The 26,933-nt window shown below is 68.2% G+C and carries 23 protein-coding genes and 1 tRNA gene; 13 read left to right on the forward strand and 11 right to left on the reverse strand.

Translation table 11 applies throughout. From position 1 onward, the window contains the following. The first annotated feature begins 67 nt into the window (after positions 1 to 67). From ACH45E_RS19840 to ACH45E_RS19850, 3 genes are all read left to right on the forward strand, one after another. Positions 68 to 667 carry a hypothetical protein gene (locus ACH45E_RS19840; protein WP_361443135.1) on the forward strand — a complete coding sequence of 200 codons (600 nt, stop codon included), beginning with the start codon at positions 68 to 70 and terminating at the stop codon, positions 665 to 667. A 135-nt stretch (positions 668 to 802) separates the two neighbouring features. Beyond that, entirely contained in the window at positions 803 to 2,470 is a 1,668-nt protein-coding gene (locus ACH45E_RS19845) for a hypothetical protein (RefSeq protein ID WP_361443138.1), read from the forward strand. Positions 2,471 to 2,598: 128 nt separating this feature from the next. Next, positions 2,599 to 5,967 carry an AAA family ATPase gene (locus ACH45E_RS19850; protein WP_361443141.1) on the forward strand — a complete coding sequence of 1,123 codons (3,369 nt, stop codon included), beginning with the start codon at positions 2,599 to 2,601 and terminating at the stop codon, positions 5,965 to 5,967. A gap of 450 nt (positions 5,968 to 6,417) precedes the next feature. Here ACH45E_RS19850 and ACH45E_RS19855 read toward each other — a convergent pair whose 3' ends face one another. The 4 genes from ACH45E_RS19855 to ACH45E_RS19870 form a co-directional block, all read right to left on the reverse strand. Beyond that, the gene (locus ACH45E_RS19855; RefSeq protein WP_361443144.1) at positions 6,418 to 6,825 is read right to left on the reverse strand and encodes an NUDIX domain-containing protein; all 408 of its coding nucleotides are present in this window, start codon (positions 6,823 to 6,825) and stop codon (positions 6,418 to 6,420) included. Between the two features lie 49 nt (positions 6,826 to 6,874). Next, positions 6,875 to 7,360, reverse strand: coding sequence for a hypothetical protein (locus ACH45E_RS19860; RefSeq protein ID WP_361443147.1), 486 nt, complete (start codon positions 7,358 to 7,360; stop codon positions 6,875 to 6,877). A gap of 674 nt (positions 7,361 to 8,034) precedes the next feature. Beyond that, positions 8,035 to 8,481: a hypothetical protein gene (locus tag ACH45E_RS19865; protein WP_361443150.1), complete on the reverse strand. Its 447-nt coding sequence runs from the start codon at positions 8,479 to 8,481 to the stop codon at positions 8,035 to 8,037. Then, a complete protein-coding gene (locus ACH45E_RS19870) occupies positions 8,478 to 8,744 on the reverse strand; it encodes a hypothetical protein (protein ID WP_361443153.1) in 267 nt (88 codons plus the stop codon). The genes ACH45E_RS19865 and ACH45E_RS19870 overlap by 4 nt, the downstream gene beginning before the upstream one ends. Positions 8,745 to 9,116: 372 nt before the next feature. Here ACH45E_RS19870 and ACH45E_RS19875 point away from each other — a divergent pair, with 372 nt between their 5' ends. Together ACH45E_RS19875 and ACH45E_RS19880 are read left to right on the forward strand one after the other, a co-directional pair. Beyond that, positions 9,117 to 9,389: a hypothetical protein gene (locus ACH45E_RS19875; RefSeq protein WP_361443156.1), complete on the forward strand. Its 273-nt coding sequence runs from the start codon at positions 9,117 to 9,119 to the stop codon at positions 9,387 to 9,389. Then, positions 9,386 to 9,814, forward strand: coding sequence for a type II toxin-antitoxin system VapC family toxin (locus tag ACH45E_RS19880; protein ID WP_361443159.1), 429 nt, complete (start codon positions 9,386 to 9,388; stop codon positions 9,812 to 9,814). The genes ACH45E_RS19875 and ACH45E_RS19880 overlap by 4 nt, the downstream gene beginning before the upstream one ends. A 562-nt stretch (positions 9,815 to 10,376) precedes the next feature. Here the strand turns inward: ACH45E_RS19880 and ACH45E_RS19885 are convergent. Together ACH45E_RS19885 and ACH45E_RS19890 are read right to left on the reverse strand one after the other, a co-directional pair. Further along, on the reverse strand, positions 10,377 to 10,913 hold the full coding sequence (locus ACH45E_RS19885; protein ID WP_361443162.1) for a hypothetical protein: 537 nt from the start codon (positions 10,911 to 10,913) through the stop codon (positions 10,377 to 10,379). Positions 10,914 to 11,160: 247 nt separating this feature from the next. Beyond that, on the reverse strand, positions 11,161 to 11,469 hold the full coding sequence (locus ACH45E_RS19890; protein ID WP_361443164.1) for a hypothetical protein: 309 nt from the start codon (positions 11,467 to 11,469) through the stop codon (positions 11,161 to 11,163). A gap of 695 nt (positions 11,470 to 12,164) precedes the next feature. Between ACH45E_RS19890 and ACH45E_RS19895 the strand changes: the two genes are divergently transcribed. The 3 genes from ACH45E_RS19895 to ACH45E_RS19905 all read left to right on the forward strand — a co-directional run bounded on the left by ACH45E_RS19895 (position 12,165) and on the right by ACH45E_RS19905 (position 16,677). Further along, entirely contained in the window at positions 12,165 to 12,542 is a 378-nt protein-coding gene (locus tag ACH45E_RS19895; protein WP_361443167.1) for a hypothetical protein, read from the forward strand. Next, entirely contained in the window at positions 12,539 to 15,913 is a 3,375-nt protein-coding gene (locus ACH45E_RS19900; protein WP_361443170.1) for a hypothetical protein, read from the forward strand. The genes ACH45E_RS19895 and ACH45E_RS19900 overlap by 4 nt, the downstream gene beginning before the upstream one ends. 101 nt (positions 15,914 to 16,014) lie before the next feature. Further along, a complete protein-coding gene (locus tag ACH45E_RS19905) occupies positions 16,015 to 16,677 on the forward strand; it encodes a tyrosine-type recombinase/integrase (protein ID WP_399041096.1) in 663 nt (220 codons plus the stop codon). Positions 16,678 to 16,784: 107 nt separating this feature from the next. Here ACH45E_RS19905 and ACH45E_RS19910 read toward each other — a convergent pair. The 3 genes from ACH45E_RS19910 to ACH45E_RS19920 all read right to left on the reverse strand — a co-directional run bounded on the left by ACH45E_RS19910 (position 16,785) and on the right by ACH45E_RS19920 (position 19,933). Next, a tRNA-Arg gene (locus ACH45E_RS19910) sits at positions 16,785 to 16,857 on the reverse strand. A gap of 62 nt (positions 16,858 to 16,919) precedes the next feature. Continuing rightward, positions 16,920 to 18,527, reverse strand: a complete 1,608-nt coding sequence (locus ACH45E_RS19915; protein WP_361443173.1) for an IclR family transcriptional regulator C-terminal domain-containing protein — start codon at positions 18,525 to 18,527, stop codon at positions 16,920 to 16,922. Positions 18,528 to 18,625: 98 nt separating this feature from the next. Next, the gene (locus ACH45E_RS19920) at positions 18,626 to 19,933 is read right to left on the reverse strand and encodes a M6 family metalloprotease domain-containing protein (RefSeq protein ID WP_361443175.1); all 1,308 of its coding nucleotides are present in this window, start codon (positions 19,931 to 19,933) and stop codon (positions 18,626 to 18,628) included. Between the two features lie 317 nt (positions 19,934 to 20,250). Between ACH45E_RS19920 and ACH45E_RS19925 the strand changes: the two genes are divergently transcribed. Next, a complete protein-coding gene (locus tag ACH45E_RS19925) occupies positions 20,251 to 20,895 on the forward strand; it encodes a helix-turn-helix domain-containing protein (protein WP_361443177.1) in 645 nt (214 codons plus the stop codon). 181 nt (positions 20,896 to 21,076) lie between these two features. Further along, a complete protein-coding gene (locus ACH45E_RS19930; RefSeq protein WP_361443180.1) occupies positions 21,077 to 22,603 on the forward strand; it encodes an MFS transporter in 1,527 nt (508 codons plus the stop codon). Between the two features lie 21 nt (positions 22,604 to 22,624). On the opposite strand, the gene ACH45E_RS19935 is transcribed toward ACH45E_RS19930, so the two are convergent. Then, on the reverse strand, positions 22,625 to 23,185 hold the full coding sequence (locus tag ACH45E_RS19935) for a MarR family transcriptional regulator (protein ID WP_361443183.1): 561 nt from the start codon (positions 23,183 to 23,185) through the stop codon (positions 22,625 to 22,627). A gap of 100 nt (positions 23,186 to 23,285) precedes the next feature. On the opposite strand from ACH45E_RS19935, the gene ACH45E_RS19940 reads away from it, so the two are divergent. Continuing rightward, entirely contained in the window at positions 23,286 to 24,077 is a 792-nt protein-coding gene (locus ACH45E_RS19940; RefSeq protein ID WP_361443186.1) for a class III extradiol ring-cleavage dioxygenase, read from the forward strand. 38 nt (positions 24,078 to 24,115) lie between these two features. Here ACH45E_RS19940 and ACH45E_RS19945 read toward each other — a convergent pair whose 3' ends face one another. Then, on the reverse strand, positions 24,116 to 24,634 hold the full coding sequence (locus tag ACH45E_RS19945) for an N-acetyltransferase family protein (protein WP_361443189.1): 519 nt from the start codon (positions 24,632 to 24,634) through the stop codon (positions 24,116 to 24,118). A 195-nt stretch (positions 24,635 to 24,829) separates the two neighbouring features. Here ACH45E_RS19945 and ACH45E_RS19950 point away from each other — a divergent pair, with 195 nt between their 5' ends. Both ACH45E_RS19950 and ACH45E_RS19955 read left to right on the forward strand, forming a co-directional pair. Then, positions 24,830 to 25,828 (forward strand): sigma-70 family RNA polymerase sigma factor, encoded by a 999-nt coding sequence (locus tag ACH45E_RS19950; RefSeq protein WP_361443192.1) that lies wholly within the window; start codon positions 24,830 to 24,832, stop codon positions 25,826 to 25,828. 487 nt (positions 25,829 to 26,315) lie between these two features. Beyond that, positions 26,316 to 26,918, forward strand: a complete 603-nt coding sequence (locus ACH45E_RS19955; protein ID WP_361443195.1) for a TetR family transcriptional regulator — start codon at positions 26,316 to 26,318, stop codon at positions 26,916 to 26,918. Positions 26,919 to 26,933 lie beyond the last annotated feature (15 nt).

The raw sequence follows: 26,933 nt of genomic DNA on the forward strand, positions 1-26,933 counted from the left end.
GCACCGGATCTGTCCACTCACGGCCATCACGCATCGCACGTCGCGCATCGCAACGGGAGGAACCCAGATGACCACCCAGCCCCCGCAGCAGCCGGGCTACGCGGACCAGCCCGGATCCCCGGTGCAGGCCGGATTCCCGCAGCAGCCGGGCTACCCGCAGCCTCCCGTGCCGCCGAAGAAGCGGTCCAAGGTCAAGCTGGGCTGCCTCGGCGTCCTGGCCGTGATCGTGGTCAGCGGTATCGCGTCCGTGGCGGGGTCGGGCTCGGACGACTCCCCGGCCGGCGCCACGTCCTCCGCCACGTCCACCGGCTCCTCCGCGGGCGGTCACTCCTCCAGGACCACCGGCTCCTCCAAGGCCGCAGCGCCCCAGCCGTCCACCGTCGACGCCTTCAAGGCGTATGTGAAGAAGCACGAGTCCGCGAAGACGCGGGAGGCGGCGACGCACGTCACCAAGGTCCAGGGCGCCGACAAGAACAACGACGTCCTGGACACGGCCGACATCTACACGGACTACACCGGAGACCTGATCAGCGCGGACGCCGGCAACGCCAAGCTGCTCGCCTCGGCCTTCGCCGACTTCCAGGCCGGTCGGGGCAAGGCCAGCGAGAACGGCCTTGTCACCGTCTACAACGCCGACGGCGACATCCTGAGCAACGGCAAGTACTGACGCCGTAGCCGTAGCCGTAACCGGAGCCCGCGCCGAGGCACTCGGCGGCGGGGCCCCGTCCGCCCACCCGTCCGGCTGGGCGCAACACCCCCACCGCCCTTACCGGTTACCCCGCTCGTGACTTGGAAGGTCACCGTGACGATCGCCACGCACACCGAGCTGGTCCAGCACTACACCGAAGACTTCAGCGCGCTGCAGGACGCCGTCCTCGCACGCATGAACGGCATGGCTTCCCCGGAGACCGCCGCGGCCCTGGCCCACCCTTCGCTGGCCGGGCTCATCGCCATCGCTCTGGCCCACGCCGATGTCCTCGCCCGTGGGGACATCAGGCGCACCGAGCTCTCAGGACTGCCCGCACCCCACCGGCTGCGCCGCCTGCGCGAGCACGCACGCAGGGTGCGGCGCGCACGGACCGAGGCGGATGCCGTGTGCAAGGAGCAGCGCGCGCGTCGCGCCGCCGATCGTCGCAGGCCCCCGCTGGAGCCGCTGGAACCGCTCGAGCTGCGCGTGGCGCGCGCCGCGGACCCGGAGGCGTACGGCCGGGCCCTGCGGGAGGAACTCCTCGACCGCGGATCGACGGCCGCCGATGTGCGGGAGCCGGACAACGATCTCGCCGTTTGGGCTTGGCGACGGGGCCGGGTGACAGCCGAACTGCCCGCAGCCGTCAGCGAACTGCTGGAGTGTCACGACGACGCCTTCGTCCAGGTTCTTCTGCGTGACGCCCGGGAGGAGGAAAATCCGCACCTCGCGCACGACGCGGTGGTCGAACGATGGGCCCGGCATGCCCGTACCGCGCTGGCCTGGGGCCGCTACGCCATCGCCCAGGCCGAACGCCAGGTGCTCGCCCGCCCTCTCACCGCCCGCCGTGTCCAGCTCGACGCGCTCGACGACGCCTACCAGGACGCCGCGATCCTCGCGGCCCGGGCCCGCGAGGCCAGGCACCGGATCGCCGATCTCCATGACCGGATCCGGGACCATGCGGCCACCGGGCCCTTCGCGGAGCTCATCGCGCAGTGCCGCGCCGCGGCTTCCCTTCGCTTCACCGCCGACGAGCCCGAGTTGTGGCAGCGGGCCTGTCGGCTGGCCACCGAGCACCAGGCGGACTGCGACGCACGGGCCGACGGCTGCCCGCGGTGCCACCGCACCCTCGCCGCCCTCCTCACCCACAACGCGTCCGCCGACACGTCGCAGGACGATGGTGGCGACGGCGGCGGCGACGGCGGCGGTACGGCGGAGGCTCTGACCCCCGGCTACAAGGAGCGTTACGCCATCCTCGACGACTTCCCCAGCCGCACCGCGGTGGCCGTCGCAGACGCCGCGGTCGGCGACGAATCCGCACTGTGCGGCTACGGCTGGGCCGCCGAGGACGGAACGACCGGACACGGCGACTCGATGGCCTCGTGCAGCGGCGAGGCCGAGATCATCGGTATCTGCCAGGCTGCCGTCAGCCTCCTGGGCCGCCACCCGCACGTCCCCGTAGTCGTCCTGTGTGACAGCACTGAGGCCGTCGCGGCGGTGAACCTGGCCCTGACGAGCGCCGATCCGGCAACCGTCCACCGCACCGTCGTCTTCCCCGAGGGCAGGGAACTCCTGGGCCGCCTGTTGCCCCATCGCGACCGCTTCCAGGTCCGCTGGCTCAAGGGCCACATCGGACATGACCTCAACGAAACCGCCGACGCCGTCGCCCGCCTCGCCCTCCGGCGCGCCACCGGCCGCATCTCCGCCTCCGCCGCCCGCAACGAGGAGGCGCGGATCCTGCGCTCTCTCAGCTCAGACCAGCAGCCGGGCATGGCCGCTGCCTGAACCCGACCGATCCCACCTCGGGCCGTCTGACCACTTGTCACCAGATGGCCTCTGCATGTTATTTCACCGGTGTACGGGCGCATGCCCGGCGCAGCACCCTTCGGGGCACTGCAAGGGAGGGGACACACATGGGCACCACCACGCGCGACGAGATCATCGCCATCGAGCAGAAGGCGGTGGACCGCGCCTACGACTGCTACGCCGCGCGGCTGGCCGAACTGACCGGGGGGTCGGTCGCCTCGGCCTCCGCGAGCGGCAAGGACAGCGTCGCCAACCGTCTCTTGGCCGAGGAGCGAGCCGCGGCGTACGGAGGCCTCGGCAACGCATCGCTGGTCATCAGTCGCGTAGACGTGCAGGACGGCCCTGGTGGTGAGCCCGATACCTGGTACGTCGGCCGGCGTGCCGTTTCCGACGTCCAGACCCGAGACACCGTCGTCGTGGAGTGGACCAACGCGCTCGCGAAGAAGTGGCTCGACGCGCTGCCGGGAGCTCCGGGAGAGGTGCTCCTGCGGCGGCGGCTGCACTGCACGCAGCGCGTCGTCGAAGGCTATGCCGACGACATCTCCGCCCCGCGGCCGGCCGCGGACGACGCCGATCCGGAGTCCGCGGCGGCGGATTCCGTCACCGACGTACAGCAGCCGGAAAAGGCACGGCCGTCCGTTCTCACCCCGGGAGACATCGCCCGCCTCCATCGCCAAAGACCCCAGCAGCCCGACGACTTCCTCCTGCGCGAGCTCCAGCGCTCTCGCAGCAGCAGCATGCGGGACATCGTCGAGACGATCCGCCGTGACCAGATGGCTCTGGTCACCGGTTCGCCCTCCGACATCCTCGTCGTGCAGGGCGGCCCGGGTACCGGCAAGTCGGCGGTCGGCCTGCACCGCGTGACCTGGCTCGTCAACAACGGGCACTTCAAGGCCCAGGACGTCCTCGTCGTCGGCCCCCACCAGCGGTTCCTGGACTACGTGAGCCAGGTGCTGCCCACGCTCGGCACCCGGAACGTCAACGCCGTGCAGGTGACCCGACTTTGGGACGGCGAGATCCTCGGCACCGACACGCTCCAGGCGCGGCTGGTGAAGTCCGATGAGCGTATGGCGGCCGTCCTGCGGCGGCGCGTCGAGAGCGAGTGCCGTCCCGAGGCCGTCGACGAGTTCACCACCACTCCCTCCTACGAGGGGGCCAAGCCGGAGCTCACCGTCACCGTCGGCAGCACGACCCTGCGTGTCCCGCGCTCCGAGGTGCTCGCCCTGCTGGAGGACGTGCGCCAGGGCGATGGCTCCTACCGTGAGCGCCGCGACCGCTTCCGCGGCCTGTTCGTCGACCGTTTGCTGCGGGAACTCGTCGCCGTCGCCCCGCGCCGCAGCCGCGACGACACGATCCGCCGCGACCTGGAACGCAACCGTCAGGTCGAGCGCCTGATCGAACGGGTCTGGCCGTCGCCGGGCGCCAGGGAAGCCCTCCGCACCCTCTACGACTCGGAGGATCTCCTGCGTAACTGCTCCGAAGGCATTCTCGACGCCGCGGAGCAGGCCGCTGTGCACCGCCCCCGGGCCGACAAGGCCGACGCCGACCCCTGGACGATCGACGACCACGTCTGCCTCGAAGAACTGCGGTACCTCATCACCGGGGAGACGCCGCAACGGTACGGGCACATCGTCGTCGACGAGGCACAGGACCTGACACCCATGCAGGCCCGCTCGCTGCGCCGGCGCTCCGCGGCACACGGCTCCATGACCATCCTCGGCGACCTCGCCCAGGCCACCGGGCCCCACGCACACACCGACTGGGACCGCCTCGGCACCCTCCTGTCCGACCACGGCGACTGGCGCGTGGCCGAGCTGACCACCAGCTACCGCGTGCCGGCCGAGATCATGGAGTTCGTCGCCCCCCTGGCTCGTACCATCGCCCCCGCACTGCCGTACCCGCAGGCCGTGCGCGCGGCGGGCGAGGATGCCGTACGGACAGTCGCGACCGACCCGTGGAAACTCCTCGACGACACCGTGGCCCAAGCCACCCGCCTCATCGGCACCAGCGACGGACAGACCCTGCGTTCCGTGGCGGTCATCGTGCCCGACGACTCCGGCTGGCTCGACGAGATCAGCCGCCACCTGGACCTGGCCGACGGCATCACCGAGCAGGGACGCGAGGCGGTGTCAGTGCTGGCTGCCGCGCAGGCCAAGGGCATGGAGTACGACCACGTCCTCGTCGTCGAACCCGCCACCATCGCCGACCGCGGCCCGGCCGGCCTGCGCCAGCTGTACGTCGCGCTCACCCGCAGCACCCAGAGCCTGACCGTCCTGCACACCTCCCCGCTCCCGGAAGTCCTCACGAACTCCGGCGGCAGCAGCACCGAAACAGCTCCCACCGAAGGCGAAGCAGGCATGGCACACGGCGACGTCCCCGAGATCGGTACGGACATCCGAGTCCGCGTGACCGGCCGGACCCCCGGCGGACGCTACCGGGTCAAGGCCCTGTCTCCCGCGACCGATGTGCCTCTGCTCCTGACCGTCCGCCACGGCTCGGTACCGCCACGGCCCGGCGAGGCACTGGACTGCTGGGTGTTCGCCCACGAGACGAACCACTGCCTGCTCACCAGGGACCAGCGTGGCCGCCAGCCCATCTCGCCCAGAATGGCGGAACGCTACGTGGCGGCGCTCGGCGTCCTCGGCGACCTGACCAACGGTGACGGAACCATTCCGGAGAACGCCCGTGATCGTCTGTCCGAGCTCAAGGGCATGGCCAACCGCGTCCTCCGCCGCGACCAGGCGGACTGGGTGGACGTACGCCGCGTGCTCGGGTCCCCGGACAAGCACCGCCTCAGCCTCCTGCGCGACCTCGCGGCGCATACCAACCGCATGCTCAAGGACGACGACCTGGACGTGAACCGACTCCAGGAGGACCTGGCACGCGCCGGCTGGGCCCAGGCACTGGACCAAGCCCGGGAGACACTCGAGCACCGCCTGGCCGCCGTGGGCGAACCCGAAACCGACGATGCACCCGCCTCCACTGAACAAATGTCCGAGCACAAGGAAGCCGATCCCGTGACCTCAGCCGAAGACATGCCCACCACGCCGGCGCCCGCGAAGGGGCTTCTGCACTCGCTGGAGACAGCGGCGGCCGCCGACCGCACGTGCAAGAAGCACGAGGCGGTGCGCCACGCTCTCAAGGCGGCCCTGCTCTGGGCGGACCTGCAGCCGACCGACTCCCCGGTCATCGATGTCAGCCGCGTCGCGGAAGACGGCCACTTCCTCTACGAAGTTCTTGGTGCCGGCCGCTCCACCTACGCCGACCTCCGCGCGGGAGCCACCCGCCTCCTGGAGATCAACCACACCCTGCCCACTCCTGCCGACCGGCTCTATCTGGTGCTCTCCGAACCGCCCGCAGAGGACTGGTCCGCCGACACCTTGTACGGCGTCTTCGGAGTGCACGTCCTGTGGCGCACCCCCGACAGCTGGGGCGGCCAGGACGCGGAAACCGCCCTCAGCACCGGCCAGGCGTAACCCCTAACGCCAGGAGCGCGATTGTCCCGGGCTGCCGGGCTCGAGGGCGCCGATGCGGACGGGGGTGTGCCAGCGGTGGCCATGCGAAGCCGGGAGGAGCCGCCCAGCGTTGCAGCGTAGGAAGCTGCCTGACGGAGCGTTCCCATTCGTTCCCATGCAGAGCCAAAACCCCCTCGGAGATCACTTCCGAGGGGCCCTGCTGATGCACGGTGCCTGTTCAGGCGTGGTGCCCCTGGGACAATTGCTGCGCTGACCTGTGCTGGAGCGGCTTTGGCACCGGACTGATCGACGACCTGGCACGCTCCTGGCACGACCTCGCCGTGCTGAACCTTCGGCTGGAGGGCCATTGAGGCCTGATGGGCTGGTGAGTCAGCCATCGACCGTTGTCGTTGGCGGTCGCCTGCGGTCGTGGTGGTTGCTGTACTTCCCTGCTGTACAGCGGTCACGGGATCAGGGAAGCCGCCCAGCCTTGTGAAGCGCGTCGAAAGCCAGCTCGTCGACGGCCGAGACTCGGTCCCGATCGGCGTAGCGGAACCACGCCTTCTCGGCAATCTCCCTCGACGGGGTCAGCTCACCGCGGTGATCGGCGGTGTAACAGATCATCCGGAAAGGGCCGTGATCAGGATGGCCCTCGCCGATCTCGAAAGTGCCGAAGTGCACCATGGAGCCGGGGTCGATCGCCGCCTGCAGTTCCTCGTCGATCTCCCGCACCAGGGTCTCCCCGTCGGACTCGCCGGGCTCACGATGACCGCCCGGGAAGTAGAAACGATCTCTGCCGTGACTACGCGTTACCAACACCCGGTCGTCCCGAACCAGGATCCACGCCACCTTCTCCGGCACATCGCTGCCATTCGCCATGGCTCGGGACCGTATCGGAGGACATTGCCTGCGTCAGCACCATCCAGCCTCAGCCACGCTGCTGGGACCGCTTCGTCCCGAAGCAAGCCAGCAGGTTCAGATAGTCGAGCACACTGGCCGCCCCCCGCACCCGGTCGATGAGGCTGCCCATCAGATCGTTTGCGATCTGTCGGTTCTCGGGGCGGGGTTCATCGACAGCGCCGGTCGGCATGCGGTACGACGAACCGGCGCCGAGACGGCGCTTCGCCGCGTCGGCTGGAGGCTTACCGGCTCGTTCCCCCTGCCGGGCACGGTTCCCGTAGCTGGTGCCGACGGGCTCTCCTGCGACGAGTCGCTCGGGCGGCACAGGCCTCCGGTCCAGCCACTCCATGATCTCCGACCGTCGGAAGTAGTCCTGTCCGTTGGAGCGCCGCGGCGAGGGGAAGTCGGTCTCCTGTCTTTCCCAGGCTGTTACGGTCGGTCGGCTTACGCCTGCGAGCGCGGCGATCTGTGCTCGCCGGAGCAGCGGATCGTCACCGGTCGGCGGATACGACATGAGTGCGGGCCCCCTTCAACTGCGCCATGAGAAACGGCTGTTGGACAGTGAGCCTAGAAGCGCGCGACTCCGCGAACAATTGCGCACCTGGAGTGCGCAGATTGCGGAGTCGTGAGGATCAGGAGCGTTCGTGAGTCCACAAGCCCCCTGTGGCATCGTTCTAGTGGCTCTCTCAGGGATTCGATCGCTGCACACCGATTGAATAGGGTATTGGGGTCAGGCTGCCCGCTCGAGCGCATGGTGCCTGTCGGGGCCTTGTTGCCGGACGGACCACCTCCCAACGGGCGTGGCGTGTACCAGCCTGTTGGGTAGGGCGCTGCCTCATCGACGCAAGATGACCATGGACGCGTCTTCCTGAACGAACGTGGTCACTGCGTCGCTCTCGGTACGACGGGCAGCGGCACGAACACGTTGGCGGTCCACCGGGCTCACTGCCTGGCCGCAGCTCCAGGAATCGGAGGCGGCACCCTTCTCGTTGCCTTCAACAAGGAGCTCGTTATCTACATCTACCTCGGGCATAGGCACGCTGCCGCCGAACCTGCAGATCGAGACGTACCACACGTTCGCAGCAGCTCCGGCGTGACCACTCGTAATGGAGGGCGCCCGTCGGTGTACGGCCGGCGGGCGGTCGGGGAGCCGACGAGTCGCCGGAGTCAGACGCGGGCGGTGTTTCGTCAGACCTTCTCGACTCGCACGGAGTGTCCCGCGAGGAGTTGATTCATGTCGTCGGTGTCGGAGGTGAAGACGGTTGCCTCAGCTCCCTGCGCGGCTTCCCGTCCGGCCACAGCCGCCAGAACCGCGTCGATGGCGTACTTGTGCCCATGCAGGCCCGCTGTCTTCAGCATGTCGCGTGCCAGGGCGATCACCTGGTCGTCTGTGTGCACGACGCGGATCCGGGACAACGTCCAGTTCCACAGTGCCTGCCTCGATGCTTCGCGAGGGTCCCATGCTTCCAAGGTCGTGAGCGCTGAGGTGACGATCGGGATGTCGAGCCGCGGAGTTGTCTTGATCAACGCAGTCATCTCCCGATCGCCCTGAACTGCCTTGGAGAGAGCCTCGGAGTCGAACACGAAGACGCGCTGTCGCGGGTGGTGCAGCTTCGCCTGGGCGGTGCGGCTCACGCGGCCTCGTTCGAATGCGAACGCTGCTCGTCATGCCAGCCGTCAATGGCGGCGATGCGGTCCAACGCTGCTTGCTGCTCCTCGTCCGTCACGGCGCCGTGCTCTTCTTCGAGTCGCCCGGCCAGCTCGCGCAGCCGATCCATGGCGTCCTGATGAGCGGCAGCGGCCGCGATGTAGCCGGACACCCCGCGTGCGTCGACGCGCTCCTTGATCGATTCCACTAGCTCTTCCGGCACGGTGATGGTGATCTTCCGAGTTGCCATACTTCAAGTATGCCACGTCCGGCCGACTCGGAGCCCGTGCCGGATGATGTAGACGCAAAACGGCCCCGGACGGGGAATCCGAGGCCGACCAGTACGCCTCCTGGGGGAGGAAACCCCAGGCCAGCGGCGTAACGCATTGTGCCCCCGGCAGGATTCGAACCTGCGACACCCGCTTTAGGAGTTCGATCCGAGCCCGCTCGGGCTGCGGCCGTCGGCTGATGCGAGGGCCGGAAAAGGGTGCTGGTGTACGCCCTCGGCGTCCAGACATGACGCATGCCCCACTCTCGTCCCAAGGTTGTGAGCGGGGAGGCGGAAACCCGTAGCCTGGGACCAGCAGCAGCACGCAGCCCGATGCACGCGGAGGGGATGCCGATGACCACAGCTCCGAGCGGGGACCCTAACCCGCCGCGCCCGTCGTCGCATCCGCTGCGGACCATCCGTGACATCCGGGAGTCCCTGCCGGAGGACCAGCGTCGGCACTTCGACGCGGAGCTCGCCGACACGGAGATCGAAGCTCTGCCCGAGATGTTGCACCGCTGGGTGACGTTGGGTAACGACGGCTTCGAGGAATTCCTGCTCTCCCGGCCCTTCGAGGGGCTGGAGTTCGGCGCCCGCTCCTACGATGCGCAAACGGACGCCGAGTGATCTACCTGTTCGACACCAATGTCGTTGCCGAGCTCACGACCCGGGCGAAGCCCGACCCGCGCGCCATGGCCTGGTTCCGGTCCACGGCCCGCCCCAACCGCTTCCTGAGCGTCATCACCGTAGCTGAGATCGAGGCAGGCGTTGCCGCCGCCCCGGATCCCGTAAGGCAAGCCCGCTACGCACAAGCCCTCGCTGCGGTTCGGCACGAATTCCGTGACCGCATCGCACCGATCGGCGAACAGGAAGCCGCTGCCTACCTCACCATCCACAAGACGCTCAAGGCCGCCGGCACCAGCATCGACCCACCGGACGCCCTGATCGCCGCCACCGCCCTGGCCAACGGCTGGACGGTGGCCACACGCAACATCAAGCACGTGGCCCGAACCGGTGCTCTGGTGGTCAATCCGTGGGAGCAGCAACTGTAGGTGGCCGCGGCGTCGGTGCCGTATGAGTGCTGCAACCGCAGGGGCCCTCCGTCCGCTGGACGGAGGGCCCCTGGTGTTTTGCTGTGCCCCCGGCAGGATTCGAACCTGCGACACCCGCTTTAGGAGAGAGGCGGGGGAGTGGGGGCGCTGAACTGGAGCTTCGATACCTGGTCGGGCCACCGAGAACTCGACCGCGAGACACCCCCGTTGACCGTGGCTGACCCTTGGATCTGGCACGGCAGTGGCACGAACCTCAGCCGACGACAGTCAGCCACGACGGCGGGTGCGCCAGCCGACCAGGCACGCGTGCGCCTCGCTGCACCCCCACCGGCCTCAGCCACGCTATCGGGGTGTGTCGTCGACTAGAGCAAGCGGCCACGGTCGGCCCGTGACGACGGCCTGAGCCCTCAGCTTGGGAAGCTGCGATCATCCGCGGGTGGTTTGGGCACTGACCTGGAGGAACGGCAGGGTTGCAGCCTCCTTCGGCTGTGTGGCTTTCCCCGTGGTTCCCCGCTGTTCCCCGCCTGATCTGGTGCGCTTGTGGTGCGGCGGGTTGTCCCTGTCAGAACGTTGACCACTCGGATCCAGGGATGCAGTCCCAGCTGTTCTCTGCCCACTCGCGGATGAGGAAGACAGGTCGGGTGAGGACGACGTCCCCTGCCCGTTGGGCACGCATGATGAGTCCAAGGTCCGCCGAGCCCGGGTCTGCCGCGTGCGTGAACAGCAAATCCAACTCGTGTGCTTCCGTGTGCTTCACAAGCCACGTCTCGGCTTCAGACGGTATCTGCGCCACAAGCGGTGTGCCGTCCAGCGTGACCTGTGGGCCGGCAAGGGCGTCGACGGCTACTCCGGCCAATGTCTGCCCTTCACGCTCGTAGTAGGCAGTGACGCCCAGCTCGGTGAACTGGGCTTCAACGACCAAAGGCTTGTCAGAGACTGGCCATGTCTCGTATGCCTGGCGGCTGATAGTGGCGGTGCTTGTGAGAGCTTCACTCACCTCATCGGGAGTCATCCCGAAACGGATCGGTCCTGCACTGACATTCGGAACGAACGTCCACTGCGTGCGCTCGTGATCCTTTTTCACGTCCCAGATGCCCACTGCGCCGCCTTCCCCTGTCCGCAACCGATGGGGCAGGAACGCTACTCAACGTCGGGCAGGTCTTGTGAACCAGGGCCGGACCTTTGAGGATGACTCCTTCGTCCCGAAGCAACTTGGGCGGGGGTGCTGCCTTGGGCTGGGGTGCCGCGCACCTGCGCTGATGGTCCGTAGGCGTCCGCGGTTGTTCGCCGTTGTTTGTCGGCGTTGTCACGCAGTTAGACATTCACCCACAGCTCGGTGGGCGCTGCTAGGCGGGGTCGCCACTATGCCCGAAAGCCATGGCCGCGCGACATGTATCGAGGTGCTCAGGGCAGCCGAAGTATTGCTTAGGTCGCTTAAACAGTCCCAGGCGCTTGGTTACCCGGTACTCCGGGAGTTCGTTGCATCCCTGCACGTCGCAGGACGGAGCACGATCCATGTTCGGGACGCGGTAGAAGTCCATAGCGATCGTGTCGCGCGCGCCGATGCCCGCTGCGGCGAGCTCGGCATCACTGCCATAGAGGATCTGCTGAGTACGAATCCACTGGCCGTTGATGAGCTCTACGTGCTGCTCCATGGCGGGACCTTACTGAAGACGGGGTCCATGCCGGAACCTGGTCGGCATAAGCGTTCGAACCAATCCGGCGGAAAGAAACACCCCATCTTGCCGTGACGGCTACCACTGGGGGAAACCCGTTCGGCCGGGGGCCCTGATCTGGGGTTTCACTGTTGACAGGTGCGGGACGTCTGTCGTTGCTGGTTGCTATCGAGTGGCCTTGAGGGACCTCGGACGGCCCGGAGACGGCCCAGAGTTGAACATTACGGTCCGGCCGGTTGGCCAACTGCGGACGCCTTCGATGTGGGCCGCCCGAACCTCAGCCGACGACAGTCGGCCACGACGGCGGGCGCGCCGACCGACCACGCACGCGTGTGCCTCGCTGCACCCCGACCGGCCTCAGCCACGCTGCCATGTCGTCGATCAGGGCAAGCCCCGCCGACCGGGTCGTGCGACGCCTCTCATCCGGCGCGGCAGCGCGACCATTCGTGCTGCCGCGCCCAACAGTAAGGTGTAAAATATTGGTGAAAATACCACTAATGACACAAATCTTCGCAGTCTGGTCGCCTGTGACCTTGGACGCCTCCCGTCGAGCGGGACAAGGCCTGAAGGAGCCCTGCAGTTCTGTCGAGTGGACCCAATACGTCAAGTCCCACGATTAAACTGCGTGTTTGCGCCAGAAGCCGGCACGCGCAGACGACTCAGGGGGCCTGTACATGAATATCGCTTTCGACGCACTGGCAATGGCGGCGCTGGGTGGAATGAGTGGGCAGCTTGGGCAGAGCGCTGTCGCCGCGCTCTGGGATCGGCTGCGCGCCCGTTTCGCGCACGATCCGGACATTACGGCCACCCTGGAAGTGCGTGACAGCGCCGACGCAGGTGCCATCTCCCGGCTGTCTGGCGCGTTGCGACAGCTGGCTGAAGACGACGTCGAGTTCAGGGCAGAACTGGAGGATTTTACCCGCCAGTACGGATCGCTGGCGCCTGTCGTTAACACGGTTCGTGACTCACAGGGCCTGAATGCCCCCGGTGGCACATTCACCGCACCCATCACGATGAACTTTGGTGAGGGGACGGAGAGTTCTACGCAGTGAACGTGCCGGGCCGATCAGGCGTGGGCAGTGGATTCGGCAACCAGGTCAGTAGCTCATCCGGCCTTAATGCTCCAGGATCGGAGTTTTACGGCGATGTAACGATCAACGTCGGCACCGCGCCAAGCGGGTCCGGGACCGAGTACACATACCGCCATCTGCTGACCTTTCTACAGAAGGAACTTAGAAGCGGTTCGCGTGTCCGGCTGCTTGATCCCGCGCTGCGGGAACAGCAGAGTCTCGCCGACATCTTCGTCGACCTCGACGTCAGGCTCATCCCTGACTCACGACAGGACCAGGGTGGCCACCGCCTGTTCGACGGGCCGCCCGACGAAGCGTTCGCCTTCCTTCAACAGCAACTCTCCCTCGATGGAGCGTCCCGCACGGTTCTCATCGGCGGCCCTGGACAGGGCAAGACGACGGCTGTGCAGATGCTGGCCCAGGTGCACCGATGTGCCATCCTGCGGAACTGCGACCCCGAGATGCTCTCGCCGCGCACTGCGGCGGAATTGGAACGCGTCGATCGGCTCCTCAGTCGACTGGAACTATCTCCCCCCTCCGGCGCACGCCTCCCGCTGTGGATTGAGGCTGATGTCTTGGCCGCGTACCTTCGCCAAGCATCCGAAGCCCGTAGCTCGCTGTGGCATTTTCTCGCTGAACGCCACGAACGGGTCCTCAATATCCCGGTGTCAACCGATACCATCCGCGCGCTGGTCGAAGGCCGCCCGACTCTCCTGGTACTGGACGGTTACGACGAGGTGCCGCCCCGATATCGCCACGCGGTCATGGAACACGTGATGGACTTCGCCGACGAGATGCAGGTGGCTCGCGCTAACACGGCGGTAGTCTTTACCTCGCGTCCCCAAGCGTACAAAGACGAACTGCGTTCTCACCAGTTCGTGGCGTGGTCACTGGCACAGCTCACGCCAGAGGCAGCCGAACGGCATGCAGTCATATTGGCCGGAGTAGAAGATGAGGGGCAGCGGTTGTTGAGCCTCTTCCGCACGGCTCTGAATGGCAGCGCCGTTCTGGATTTGCTTAACACGCCCCTGCATGTGGCCTTGCTGATCGCGTTGCTAGCCGAGTCCGGGCCACCCCCCACCAGCCGTCACCTTCTGTTCAGCCGTTACTATGACCACGTCTACGTTCGGGAACAGGGACGGGGCGGGGAACTTGGTGCCTTTCTAGAGAAGCATCGACACTTGGTGGACGAACTGCACCGCCGCGCTGCCTTCCATGTTTTGGCGACAGCCGGAGATGGATCCGAGCAGCGAGGCATCGCTGTCGGTGAGTTCGCTGAGATAGCCCGATCTCTCGTGCGCGAGGTGAAATTGGCGGACGACGACACGGAACTCGACGTAGTTCGACAACTGATCAGGTTCACCCGGGAGAGGTTGGTCCTTATCGTTGGAGTCGACGCGGACGAGGTCGGTTTTCAGATTAAATCCTTCACCGAGTTCCTGGCTGCGGCTCATCTCGCCCAGACGTCCGACGAGTGCCTCATACGTGAGCGATTTCGTGCAGTCGCCGCCTCGGAACCGTGGCGTAACGTGGCACGCTTCATGGCCGCAGCAGCCTTCGAGGCGGACAGTCTGGCTGAGCGGGATCTGCGCGACTCCGTCGTGACGGTGCTCGCTGAACTCGACCGGAAAGAATTCGTGGGCGCTGACGCCTTGCTACTGCGGGGCGCGGAACTGGCCGTCGACCTACTAATGGATGTTCCCGACCTTGACAATCGTTACCGTCGACATCTCATTCCTTCTTCGCGAGTCATCGAAAATCTCCACAACCGTGGCGATACATTGGCTGCAGTGGCATCATCTGATTTCGATGACGGGCGCATTGCTGATCTGATCGGCACGCTCTATTCGCCCTCGGATGTCGGCCGTGACAGACATGCCGCCTGGCGCTTCCTGAATAAACTAGCCGAGCACGGAAACGCAATGGCCGCTAAAGCTGGTCGGGAATATGCGTATCAGGCTGGCCCTGATGCGCTGCCTCGGCTGCTGTGGGATATCGCAGTTCCTCAGGTCGTTACGCCGGAAGAGCTTTCTGGTCTTCTACGGCAGGCTGATCCGAATATGGTGCACGGTTCGTCTGGGGCCAGGGAAGTCGACCTGCCTGCAGGCTGGGCCAAATCCGCCTGGGAGGTGTTGCACGGAGCTACTGCGCAGCTCAGGCTCGATGTAGATCTCGAAGGAGTCTGGCACCTTATGGGCCCTAGCACCCTGCGAGGGCTGCAATCCCGTATCGCCGGACTCTCCAACCCTCCGGCTGGATGCCACCCCCGCTGGTCAGCCTGGGCCCGGGTGGGTCAGGTGCTGAAGGACCCAGCCTCGAACGTAGTCGAAACACTGCTCCAAGCCCTCTCGGGCCTCAAGGAAGGGGACAACATGGCCAAGAGCGGGCCGTGGCCCTTTCAGGAGTTGCTATCCGACACCTCGCCACCGACGTCGGTTGCTGTCGACGACTGGTACATAGCGGAGGATCGCTGGAGGGAGAAGGGAGTGCGGCTCCACGATATCGAGACATACCTGGTTCATGGCGCGCTAGGGCGTCACGTAGCGATGAGCGGCTTCCCCTTTGGCTCGGTACACTGGAGCACACCGGCACAACGCGATGTGCGGATTTCCTCACTTGCTCGCGACGTCTATCACATATGGCACGATAAACAAGATGCGAACCCCGGCTACCACGCCCACATCGCTGGGAATGTTCTGGTACCAATGTGCGACTACGGACTGCAGTATGACGTCGACACCTTTGAGCCTGCTCAGATCCGCGAGATTATTAACGCGGTGCCGGCCTCTGATGACATGACCTTCACCCTCCCGACCGTGTGTCACGCGCTTTCGGAATGTCCCAGCAACGAGACATTCAGTAATCTGGCAGCACGAGTCGTCCACTCTCGGTGGTCCACCGGCTACGACAGGGAGCAGCGCCCGTCGGCTCACGACATCGTTGAGCGGGCCTATCGAGTCTTGCCTGAAGTGACCTTCCGCGAGTTTTGCCGGAAGATAGCCATGCATAGCGCGTCTCCCGGCTCATGGGAGGCGTTGAATGCCTACTGGATCGACCCCGCGACCCCAGGGCATGCTGATTGGCCGCTGGTTGCTCTATTGCGGGCCCGTGGAGAGTCGCCCAGCCGTCGTGACATCGCCCGCGCCGCTGCGGCGGAGGAATCAGTGTGGGGCCTGTTTGATCTGATGGACAACGCCCCGTTCTGGTCCGAAGAGACCCGGGCCTGGGTCCGGGAAGAGTTGCTCGTCCAGATCGGTGAGCCATGGATGACAAACGCGCCGACGATCTGGCGTCGTGCGCGGCAGCCTATCCAGCCAATTCCCCTGGCAGCCCTTGGGCTGACGATTCCCTGAGATCGGCCGCAACTCACGTTCTCGCGGCCGCCGCGACATGGTTGGGGCGAACGTCCCACCACGCGGCGAACTTTGTGCACCCTACGTGTGCTGTTAAGGCTATGCCCGGGGTTCGCTTGGCTTGGCTCCTTACAGAGGGCGGCGGAGCGGCTTTGGGGTGGCGCTGCGCCCTTGATCCGGCACGGGTTGCGCCGGATCAGTTCCGCTACCGGCTGCTCATTCTCCTGGCCGCGTTCACGACTCTGCGGTTCGGCGAACTCGCCGCCCTCAGGCGCCGGGACATCGACCTGAAGGACATGACCGTCAGCATCCGCCGGTCTCAGGCCGAGTTGCAGGACGGTCGGCTCTTCGACAAGGCTCCGAAGTCCGCTGCCGGGGTACGTGCCATCTCGTTCCCCGCCGAGCTGCTCGACGACGTGACGCGCCACCTGGAGCAGTTCGCCGCTCCCGGCCGCGACGGACACGTCTTCGTCGGCCCACGGGGCGGCCAGCTCCGGCGGAGCAACTTCCGTGACGACTGGGTGTCGGCCAGGAAGGCCGCGGGGGTCACGTCGGAACTCCACTTTCACGATCTCCGCCACACCGGCAACACGCTGGCCTCGACTGCCGGTGCCAGCACCCGTGAGCTGATGATCCGCATGGGCCACAGCAGCTCGCGCGCCGCGCTGATCTACCAGCACATGACCAGCGACCGTGATCGGGCCATCGCTGATCGGCTCGGAGCGATGATCCGTGAGGGTGGGGGAGAGGCCGTCTCGGACTAGAGGATCCGGCCTCCACACAGCCGTAGTGGCACGCATGTGGCACGACCCCGAACACGACGAAGGGCCAGCCTGGGAGGAAACCCCTCCTGAGCTGGCCCTTTGCACTGTGCCCCCGGCAGGATTCGAACCTGCGACACCCGCTTTAGGAGAGCGGTGCTCTATCCCCTGAGCTACGAAGGCGGATCGTGGCTGTGTGGGCCACAGGCGTCAGCGTACCGGATCTCGGGGGTGGGGGTGGGGGGTCAGGTCAGGGGGATGGGGGTGAAGCGGGATGCGGTGTGGAGGTCGGATTCGATGTGGGTGGCTGTGGTGGTCAGGGCGGGGAGGAGGTCGGTCACGCAGGCGGCGAGGGTGCGGCGGGCCGCGTGGGTGGAGAGGTTGAGGGCGGCGATGACGTGGCCCGTGCGGTCGTGGATGGGGACCGCGATGGAGCGGAGGCCTGATTCGAGTTCCTCGTCGGCCAGGGCGTAGCCCTGGGGGGTGAGCTCGGAGAGGAGGGCGCGGCCCAGGGAGGTCGAGCGGGCCGGGAGGCGGGTGCCCACTGTGATGTCGGGGGAGAGGACTCGGGGGGTCGTGGCTCTCGCCGTCAGTTGGATCGTTGGGGCCGGCGAATCCGTCAGTACCGCCAGGGCCGTCGACTCCTCCACCCTGTCCGCCAGCGCGCGCAGGTGAGGTGCCGCCAGGTGGGGGAGGGTCGTGCGGGAGAGGGGTGGGAAGCCCAGGGACAGCAGGCGGGGGGTGAGGGTGAAGGTGCGGGTGTCCGGGGTTGGCGTCACCAGGCCCAGGTGGGTGTAGGTGATCAGGGCTCGGCGGGCCGTCGCGCGGGCCAGGCCCGTTGCCTTGGCCACCTCTGTCAGGGTCAGGGAGGCGCGGCCTTCGCCGAAGGCTGTCAGGACCGTGAGGCCGCGGGCCAGGGATTCGATGAAGTCGCGGCCCAGCTCGTGCTTCGAGGCTGTCGTCCAGGTGGCCAGGTCGGAGGGGGGTGGGCCGGGCAGTGCCGGCGGGGCCTCGCGCAGGTCCGTTTCCATTGCCGTCACCGCCTCGCGCAGGCTGGGGAGGAGTGTGTCGCGGAGGTCGGCGGCCGTGTGGCGGCTGGTGTGGCTCACCACGTTCGCCGCGCACATGACTCGGCCCGTCGCCGGGTCCCGTACCGGTACGGAGACGGCCACCAGGCCCGGTTCGATCAGTTGGTCGTCCAGGGCGTAGCCGTCGGTTCCGGCGAGGGTGGAGCGTCGTAGGAAGGCATCGTCGTCCTCCGTCGCGGCCTGGCGGCTTCTCCTTGGTACCGCCGGGAAGCTCCTGTCCTCCGGGTCCGCCGCGCGGCGTGCCCGCCAGTGGGTCCAGTCCGGCTCCGTCCAGTCGGTGGCGAACAGCGGGCCGGGGGCGGTGCGTTCGGTGGGGAGGAGGTCGCCTATGCGGAAGCTGAGGGACATCGCGCGGCGGCGGGTGGCCTGGTGGATGAAGCGGATGCCGTCGCGGTCGGCGACCGCCAGAGACACCGACTCGTCTAGTTCGTCGGCCAGTTGGTCGGCGCGGGCGTCCAGCAGGGCGGGCAGGCGGAGGGCGGCGAGGTAGGCGTTGCCCAGTTCCATGACGGGAGGCGCCAGGACGACGTCCCGGCCGTCGAGACGGACGTACCCCATGCGTGCGAGGGTCGCCGTGATCCGGTCCACCGTGGAACGGGCGAGGCCGGTGGCGCGTTCCAGCGCGCTCGGGCTCAGGGTGCCGCCCGCCTCGGTGAGCTGCCGCAGTACGGCGATCCCGCGGATCAGCGGCGTCACCGCCTCGGCCGGCGGCACGGCGGCTCCCCCTGGGGCGTCGGTGTCCAGTGGGGTCTTCGTCGCGGGCATCGGCTGCGGTTCTCCGTACGGCGTGGCGTAGGGCGGGTGGGGTACGGCGGTCTCGGCACGCCTACCGTATGCCCGGGGCGCCCGGCCCGCGGCGGGTGCTAGCTCCGCGTCATCCGTACCCGGTAGTCGCCGTCCGCGTCCTTTCCGGTCACCTCCACGGTGATCCCCCGCTGCGGGTCCTTGAAGGTCTGCCCGGGGCCGAACGTCGCGTCCGAGAGTTCGGTGTGGACGTTGGGGCTGCTGGTGCAGCCGCCGGAGTGGGCGTGGGCGTCGTACACCTTGATGGGCCCCTCGCCGGTGTCGACGTTCGCGTCGACCTTGTAGATGAGGACGCCGGGGTGGCAGACGGTCTCGTCGTTGCCGCCGCGGGTGCGTACTTCCAGGGCGTAGTCGGTGTGGCCGTCGACCGGGATGACGACGAGTTTGCGGCCGCCGGCCCGGTACAGCGGGGTCAGTTCGTACTCGGCGGTGCCGCGGCCGGCCGCGCAGCTGATCTGTGCCGCGTCCAGCCAGCCCAGCTTCCACTTGTGCCAGCCGAGCAGGTCGTTGCCGGCGCCCCAGTCCTCGCTCATGATGTCCCAGTGGCCGACCGTGCCGGCGCCTTCCTGGGTGTAGAGGTCGGGCAGGCCGAAGACGTGGCCGTTCTCGTGCGGGAGCACGCGATAGCCGGTGAGGGGGTAGGAGCCGGAGCCGTCGTCCTGGCGGGAGTAGACGAAGGAGGCGTTGGCGACCGGTATGCCGTCGGCGACCGGTGCCTCCGCGTTCCCGGCGAACGTCACCGACAGGACCGTGTCCAGGGCGGAGGGGCCCGCGTTCGGGGTGACCAGGATGTTCAGCAGGTCGTACGAGCGGAAGTCCACGGTCGGGTCGGCGGCGGCCACGATGTCCTGGACCAGTCGGCGGTAGCCGGGGTCGAAGGGGGCGCCGCGCTCTATGCCGTAGTCCTTGAACGGCTTCGGCATGCGCAGCCAGTCGGTGACCGGGGTCTCGGGGCGGTAGTCGAGCCGGCCGTAGGAGGCGGCGCGGAACCATTCCTGGGTCTTGGGGAAGAACTCGTGGAAGCGGTCGAGGGCGCTGCCCTGGCCGGGCGCGTCGGAGAAGTCGACCATCAGGGTCAAGGCGTGGACGGTGCCGGTGGAGTGGGAGTAGCCGGCGGGGGTGGGGATGCCCTCGGTCATCTGGATGTCGTAGCCGCCGCTGATCATGCAGGGGGCGAGGGCGGGCGAGCGGGCCAGGGCGAACGGGCCCGCGCCGGCGGTGGTGGAACCCGCCGTGAGGTGCCCCGTGCCTGCCGTGGTGCTGACCGCGAGGGTCAGTGCGGTCACGGACGCGAGGGCGGCCACACGGCGCGGGCGTATCCGGTGTGCGCCCGGCGCACGCCGGCCGCTGGACGACTGCGGCTGCATGCAGGGGAACCTTCCGCTCCACGGCAGCCGCCGGTCGCCGACTGCACCCTTGTGGTCACCCTGTGTCGATGGGGCGGGGGGGCGCGCGCTGGGGGAGTCCGATCGTGGGTTTCCCGCGGGTAGGGGCATGGATGCCGCCGGATGTGCGCCGTCGGATACCGGATGTGTGCTGCCGGATAGGGGTGTGACCCAGGTCACGGGGAATTTCTCTGGGGTTGCGAAATAACCGGGGACCGTTTCCCCGTTTAGCCATGTGTCCGAGCGAAACGGGGACTCGATCCCCGGATCGCCCATCCGAATGAACTCAGGAGTACGCCGTGCCCACCGCGACCCCCGTGCGACGCAGCACGCCCAGGCCCCGCGCCGACGCCCTGCGCAACCGGGAGCGGATCGTCGCCGCCGCCCGGGAGATGTTCGTCGAGTACGGCCCCGACGTGCCGCTCGACGAGATCGCCCGCCGGGCCGGTGTCGGCAACGCCACGGTGTACCGCAACTTCCCGGACCGGGACGCCCTCGTCCGCGAGGTCGTCTGCTTCGTCATCGACCGTATGGCGCGGGCGGCCGAGGAGGCGCTCGCGGAGACCGGGGACGCCTTCGAGGCACTGGCGCGCTTCACGCACACCGCCGCCGACGAGCGGATCAGCGCGCTGTGCCCGATGGTCTCCACCGCGTTCGACCAGAACCATCCCGACCTCGAAGCGGCCCGCCAAAGGGGCGAGCAGATCGTCGAGGAGGTCATGGACCGGGCCAAGGCGGCCGGCCAGCTCCGCCCCGACGTCGGCGCCGGTGACCTGCTGCTCGCCGTGTCCCAGCTCAGCCGGCCGCCGGCCGGCGCGGGCTGCCCCAGCATCGACCGCTTCGTCCACCGCCAGCTGCAGCTGTTCCTGGACGGACTGCGGGCCCCGGCCCGCTCCGTGCTGCCGGGCACGGCCGCGACCATGGAGGACTTCCGGCAGACCTGACCCGAGCTGACCAAGCCGACCGAGCTGACCGATTAGTTCCGGGCCCCACACCGGTCCATCCGACGACACTCTCCATCTCTCAGAACACGAGCCTCCGGCCGCCGCTCACCTCGGCGCGCCGTCGGCACCCTCACGCCTTTTACCGATTTCTCCGTCACGAAGTCCCGAAGTGGGTACCTCCATGTCCAAAACAGCACCGGCCACCGTCGGCGCCGCCGACGCCAACCGCTGGAAAGCGCTCGTCTTCATCGCGCTCGCCCAGCTGATGGTCGTCCTCGACGCGACCATCGTGAACATCGCTCTGCCCTCCGCCCAGCAGGACCTGGGCATCTCCGACGGCAACCGCCAGTGGGTCGTGACGGCGTACGCCCTCGCTTTCGGCGGTCTGCTCCTCTTCGGCGGTCGGATCGCCGACCTGTGGGGCCGCAAGCGGGCCTTCGTCGTAGGCCTGACCGGCTTCGCCGCCGCCTCCGCGCTCGGCGGTGCGGCGACCACCGGCGCGATGATGTTCGGCGCCCGCGCCCTCCAGGGTGCCTTCGGCGCGCTGCTCGCCCCGGCCGCGCTCTCGCTGCTCGCCGTGATGTTCACGGACGCCAAGGAGCGCGCCAAGGCGTTCGGCATCTACGGTGCGATCGCCGGTGGCGGTGGCGCCGTCGGCTTCATCCTCGGCGGCGTGCTGACCGAGTACCTGGACTGGCGCTGGACGTTCTTCGTCAACATCCCGTTCGCCGTCATCGCCGCACTGGGCGCTTACTTCGTCATCCGTGAGCCCGAGGGCGGCCGCAACCGCAACCCGCTCGACATTCCGGGTGTGCTCCTGTCCACCCTCGGCCTGGTCTCGCTCGTCTACGGTTTCACCCGCGCCGAGTCCGACGGCTGGGGCGACGTGACGACCGTCGCCCTGTTCGTCACGTCGGCCGTCCTGCTGATCGCCTTCGTCCTCACCGAGGCCAAGGTCAGGAGCCCGCTGCTGCCCCTGCGCGTGGTCACCGACCGCAACCGCGGCGGCATCTACCTCTCCCTCGGCATCGCCATCATCGCGATGTTCGGCACGTTCCTCTTCCTGACCTACTACCTCCAGGTCATCAAGGGCTACTCGCCGATCAAGACCGGCTTCGCCTTCCTTCCGATGATCGCGGGCATGATGGTCGGCTCGACCCAGATCGGCACGCGCCTGATGACCCGCGTTCCGGCCCGGATGCTGATGGGGCCCGGCTTCCTGGTCGCCGCCTCCGGCATGCTGCTGCTGACGCGGCTGGAGATCGGCTCGTCGTACGCCTCGACCGTCCTGCCGGCGATGCTGCTGCTGGGCCTCGGCATGGGTACGGCGTTCATGCCGGCCATGTCCCTGGCCACCCTGGGTGTCGAGCCCCGGGACGCCGGGGTCGCCTCCGCGATGGTGAACACCTCGCAGCAGGTGGGCGGCGCGATCGGCACCGCCCTGCTGAACACGATCGCCGCCTCCGCGACGACCTCGTACATCAAGGACCACATCGCCACGGCCACCTCCAGGCCGCAGCAGCAGCTGGTCCAGATGCAGGGCATGGTGCACGGCTACACCAACGCGATCTGGTTCGCCGTCGGCATGCTGGTGCTCGCCGCGGCCATCGTGGTCTCCCTCGTCAACGCCGGTCACCAGGGCGCCGGTCCGGTCGCCTCGGGTGAGGGCGTCGAGGACGAGGTGGCCGTCCCGGTGGTCGCCCACTAGCGCCCCCTGGCCGTGGCTCCCTCAGCGGAGCCAGGGCAGGTCGGCACCCGCTTCGTTCGGCTGAAGACCCTCGGCGACGATCTCCATGATCTCGCCGAGGGTCTTCTGCTGCTCGGGGGTCAGCCGCTCGAACAGCGCCTGGCGTACGGCGGCCACATGGCCGGGCGCGGTGCGCCGCAGTACCTCGTGGCCCTCGTCGGTCAGTACCGCGAACTGGCCGCGCTTGTCGGAGGGGCAGTCCTCGCGGCGTACCCAGCCGTTCTTCTCCAGGCGCGCGATGGCGTGCGAGAGACGGGAGCGGGTGATCTTGGCCTTCATGGCCAGCTCGGTCATCCGGAGCCGGCGGCGCGGGGCCTCGGCGAGCCCGACCAGCAGGCCGTAGTAGACGTGCGGCATGCCCGCGTCGCGCTGCAGCTGACGGTCGAGGTGGTCCTCAAGGAGCGTGGAGGCGTGCAGGTAGGAGCGCCAGACGCGCTGCTCCTCGGCGGTGAGCCAGCGGTGCTCCTCGGCGGTGAGTCGGCGGTGCTCTCCGGCGGTGAGCCGGCGGTGCTCTTCGGCGGCGGAATCGGGTGCCGTAGTCATGTATCCCACTGTACGGGGCTTCTCCTTGAATCTTAAACAAGTTAGGCGTAGCCTGTGAGACGTAGAGCTTGAGACTTAAAGCAATCAGGGAGCCGCCGTCATGTCCGCCGCCACCCAGGAGCGCATGCCCACCCTCTATCTGAGCCACGGCGCCCCGCCCCTCGCCGACGACCCGGTCTGGCCAGGTCAGCTCGCCGCCTGGTCCGCCGGCCTGCCCCGCCCCAAGGCGATCCTCATGGTCTCCGCCCACTGGGAGGAGGCCCCGCTCGCACTCGGCGCGACGACGACCGTCCCGCTCGTCTACGACTTCTGGGGCTTCCCCGAGCACTACTACCGGGTGCGGTACGAGGCCCCCGGCGCACCGGAGCTCGCCGAGTCGGTACGCAAGCTGCTGCGCGCCCCCGGCACGCCCGTGCAGGACATCCCGGACCGCGGCCTCGACCACGGCGCGTACGTCCCGCTGGTGGAGATGTTCCCCGCCGCCGACATCCCGGTCCTCCAGGTCTCCATGCCGACCCTCGACCCGGTGCGGCTGATGGAGATCGGCCGCAGGCTCGCCCCGCTGCGCGACGAGGGCGTGCTGATCGTCGGCTCCGGCTTCTTCACCCACAACCTGGCCGCGCTGCGGTACGCGGGCAACGGCGTGCCCAGCTGGTCCTCCGAGTTCGACGACTGGGGCCGGCGCGCGCTGGAGACCCGCGACTGGGACGCCCTGCTGGACTTCCTCGACAAGGCCCCCGCGGGCCGCTACGCCCACCCGCGCACCGAGCACTTCGCCCCGCTCTTCGTCACCATGGGCGCGGCGGAGGCCGGTGGTGAGCTGGACGCGCAGAGGTCCGTGATCGACGGGTTCTGGATGGGGATGGCCAAGCGGTCGGTGCAGTTCGGCTGAGCGGGCGGGCTGGAGCAGGGCTGGAGGGGGCTGGGGGGCTAGAGCTCCTTCTCGTACCAGGCGACGTCCCAGTACTGGCCGAACTTGCGGCCGACCTCCCGGTACGTGCCGACGTACCGGAAGCCGAAGCGTTCGTGCAGCCGCGTGGACGCCTCGTTGGGCTGGGCGATGCCCGCGTAGGCGCGGTGCAGGTCCTCCCCGGACAGGGCCTCGAAGAGGGCCTTGTACAGCAGGGTGCCGATGCCGCGGCGGCCGGTGTGCGGGGCGACGTAGACGGTCGTCTCCACGGACGTGCCGTACGCGGGCTTCGCCCGGTAAGGGCTGGATGTGGCGTAGCCCAGAATCTCCTGTGAGTCCGTGGCCACGGCAACCATCAGACGGTACGGGCCGTCTACCGGGTGGGAGAGCAGCCAAGGGCGTCGCTCCTCCGGCGTGAAGACCGCGGTGTCGAATGTGATGGGCGTCTCACGTACATAGTGGTTGTAGATGTCCGTGAGGGCCGCGAGGTCCCCCTCGACTCCCGGTCTGACCTGCACCTCTACGCGCTGTGACGGCATCGCACCTCCCCGTGTGGCCCGACAGGGTACTGCATGATCAGAAAAAAGGAGGGGTCGGTTGGGAATTCTGTCCTGATTCCAGTCGTTGTTTCCATCGGATGCCGGGCACTCGAGAAGAGTCCCAACCGTTCATCTCGCGGAGTGCCGAGTGTCCGACTGGACCACCCGCTGACCCACCATCGCAAGGGAGCACGCATGGCAACCCGTGCCGTCGCCCGTCGTAAGTCCGCCACCGGCGAGACGGTCGACGCGGCAAGCAGTGTTCGCGCCCATGGCGGCGAGATCGCCGATCGCGACCTGGTCGGCATGTACCTCGACGAGATCGCGCGGACCCCACTGCTCGACGCCGCCAAGGAAGTCGACCTGTCCCAGACCATAGAGGCGGGCGTGTTCGCACGGCAGATCCTCGACGGGTACGAGGAGTCCAAGTCGGGCGCCACCCGCGAGGAGCTCGAGGCCCTGGTCGCCGAGGGGGAGCGCGCCAAGGACGTGTTCATCCGCTCCAACCTGCGCCTGGTCGTCGCCGTCGCCCGCCGCTACCCCCGCAGCGGTCTGCCCCTGCTCGACCTGATCCAGGAGGGCAACGCGGGCCTGGTGCGCGCGGTCGAGAAGTTCGACTACCGCAAGGGCTTCAAGTTCTCGACGTACGCCACGTGGTGGATCCGGCAGGCGATCACCCGCTCGATAGCCGACCAGTCCCGCACCATCAGGCTGCCCGTCCACCTCGTGGAGGAGCTGGGCCGCATACGGCGCGTGCAGCGCGAGTTCAACCGGGAGAACGGGCGCGAGCCGGAGCCCACGGAGATCGCGGCCGAGCTCGGCTCCACGCCGGAGCGCGTCATCGACGTGCTCGACTGGGCCCGTGACCCGGTGTCGCTGAACATGTCGGTGGACGACGAGGGTGAGACCCAGTTCGGCGATCTGCTCGAGGACACCTCGGCCGTGTCGCCGGAGCAGTCGGTGCTGACGCTGCTGCGCAGCGAGGAGCTGGACGACCTGATCGGCCGCCTCGACCAGCGCACGGCCTCCATCATCAAGATGCGGTACGGCATCGAGGACGGCCGGGAGCGCACCCTGACGGAGGTCGGCAAGGAGCACGGCCTGACCCGCGAACGCATCCGCCAGATCGAGAAGCACGCGCTGCTGGAGCTGAAGAAGCTGGCCCGCAGCACCGGCTTCGACGCGGCGGCGTAACCGCCGGTCGGCCGGCGTTCGGCGGCCTGCCGACCGCTCGGCGACCGCGTACGCCGGGTGGCGGAAGACCGCGCAAACATGGCGCTGTAGCGCCGCTTCAAGTCTCGGGGCCCTGGGAACAACACCTCAGGGCCCAGGCCTGAGCCACGTCCCGACGCACATCCCCCCCCGGCGCCGGGACCTTCCCCGAGCCGGGCTTCGGCGCCTGTCCCCCCGGGTGCCGGAGCTCGGCTCCTCCGTGTGCGCGGGTGCGCGGATCGCGTGCGCGGATACGGCTGAGCGGCGGGACACCCCGTACCTGAACCCCGGGGTGGCCCGCCGGATGGCAGATTCTGCCACATGGGCATAACCTGCCGCCGTGAGTCCCACTGTTCCCACCGGTCCTGCTGATTCTGCTGATTCTGCTGGTCCTTCTGGTCCTTCTGGTCCTCTTGGCCCCTCTCCGGTCTCCGGATCGCTGACGGAGCGGCGCAAGGCCGAGACCCGGATGGAGATCGCACGGGCGGCGGCCGGTCTGTTCGTCAGCCGGGGCCTGAAAGCCACCCGCGCGGAGGACATCGCCCAGGCCGCCGGATGCGCTCCGCGCACCTTCTACCGCTACTTCGCCACGAAGGAGGAGGCGGTCGCCCCCCTCTACGCGGCGGGCGCCCGGCACTGGACTGAGGCGGTCCGCGAGGCCCCCGCGGCCTTGTCCGTCCCCGAGGCCCTGGAACACGCCGTCCGCCAGACCCTCACCCCCGGCCAGGCAGTCTCGACCGCGTCCTGGGAGTGGGTGCGCACCCTGATCCGGCTCGCCGGCACGAACCCGGCGCTGCGGAGGGTGTGGGCGGAGGTGTGCCGCGATTCGGAAGCGGCGCTGGCGGAGATTCTGGCCGCCCGGCGGGCCGGTGCCGACAACGTTGCCGACGCCGGTTCGCCCGACCTGCGGTTCGCCGCGGCGGTGGCGGGGGCGGCGGTGCGCGTGGCGGTCGAGGCGTGGGCCTGCACCTCGAACCCTCCGTCCGGCCCGGAGGGCCCGGCCGCGCTCGCGCTGGGGAATCTTGCGGCGTTGCGGGGGTTTCCTTGGGAGGCGGGGTCGTCGGCGCCGTAGCCGGCGGGGTCCGGC

The sequence above is a fragment of the Streptomyces sp. NPDC020299 genome (assembly GCF_044387825.1).
Lineage (GTDB): Bacteria > Actinomycetota > Actinomycetes > Streptomycetales > Streptomycetaceae > Streptomyces.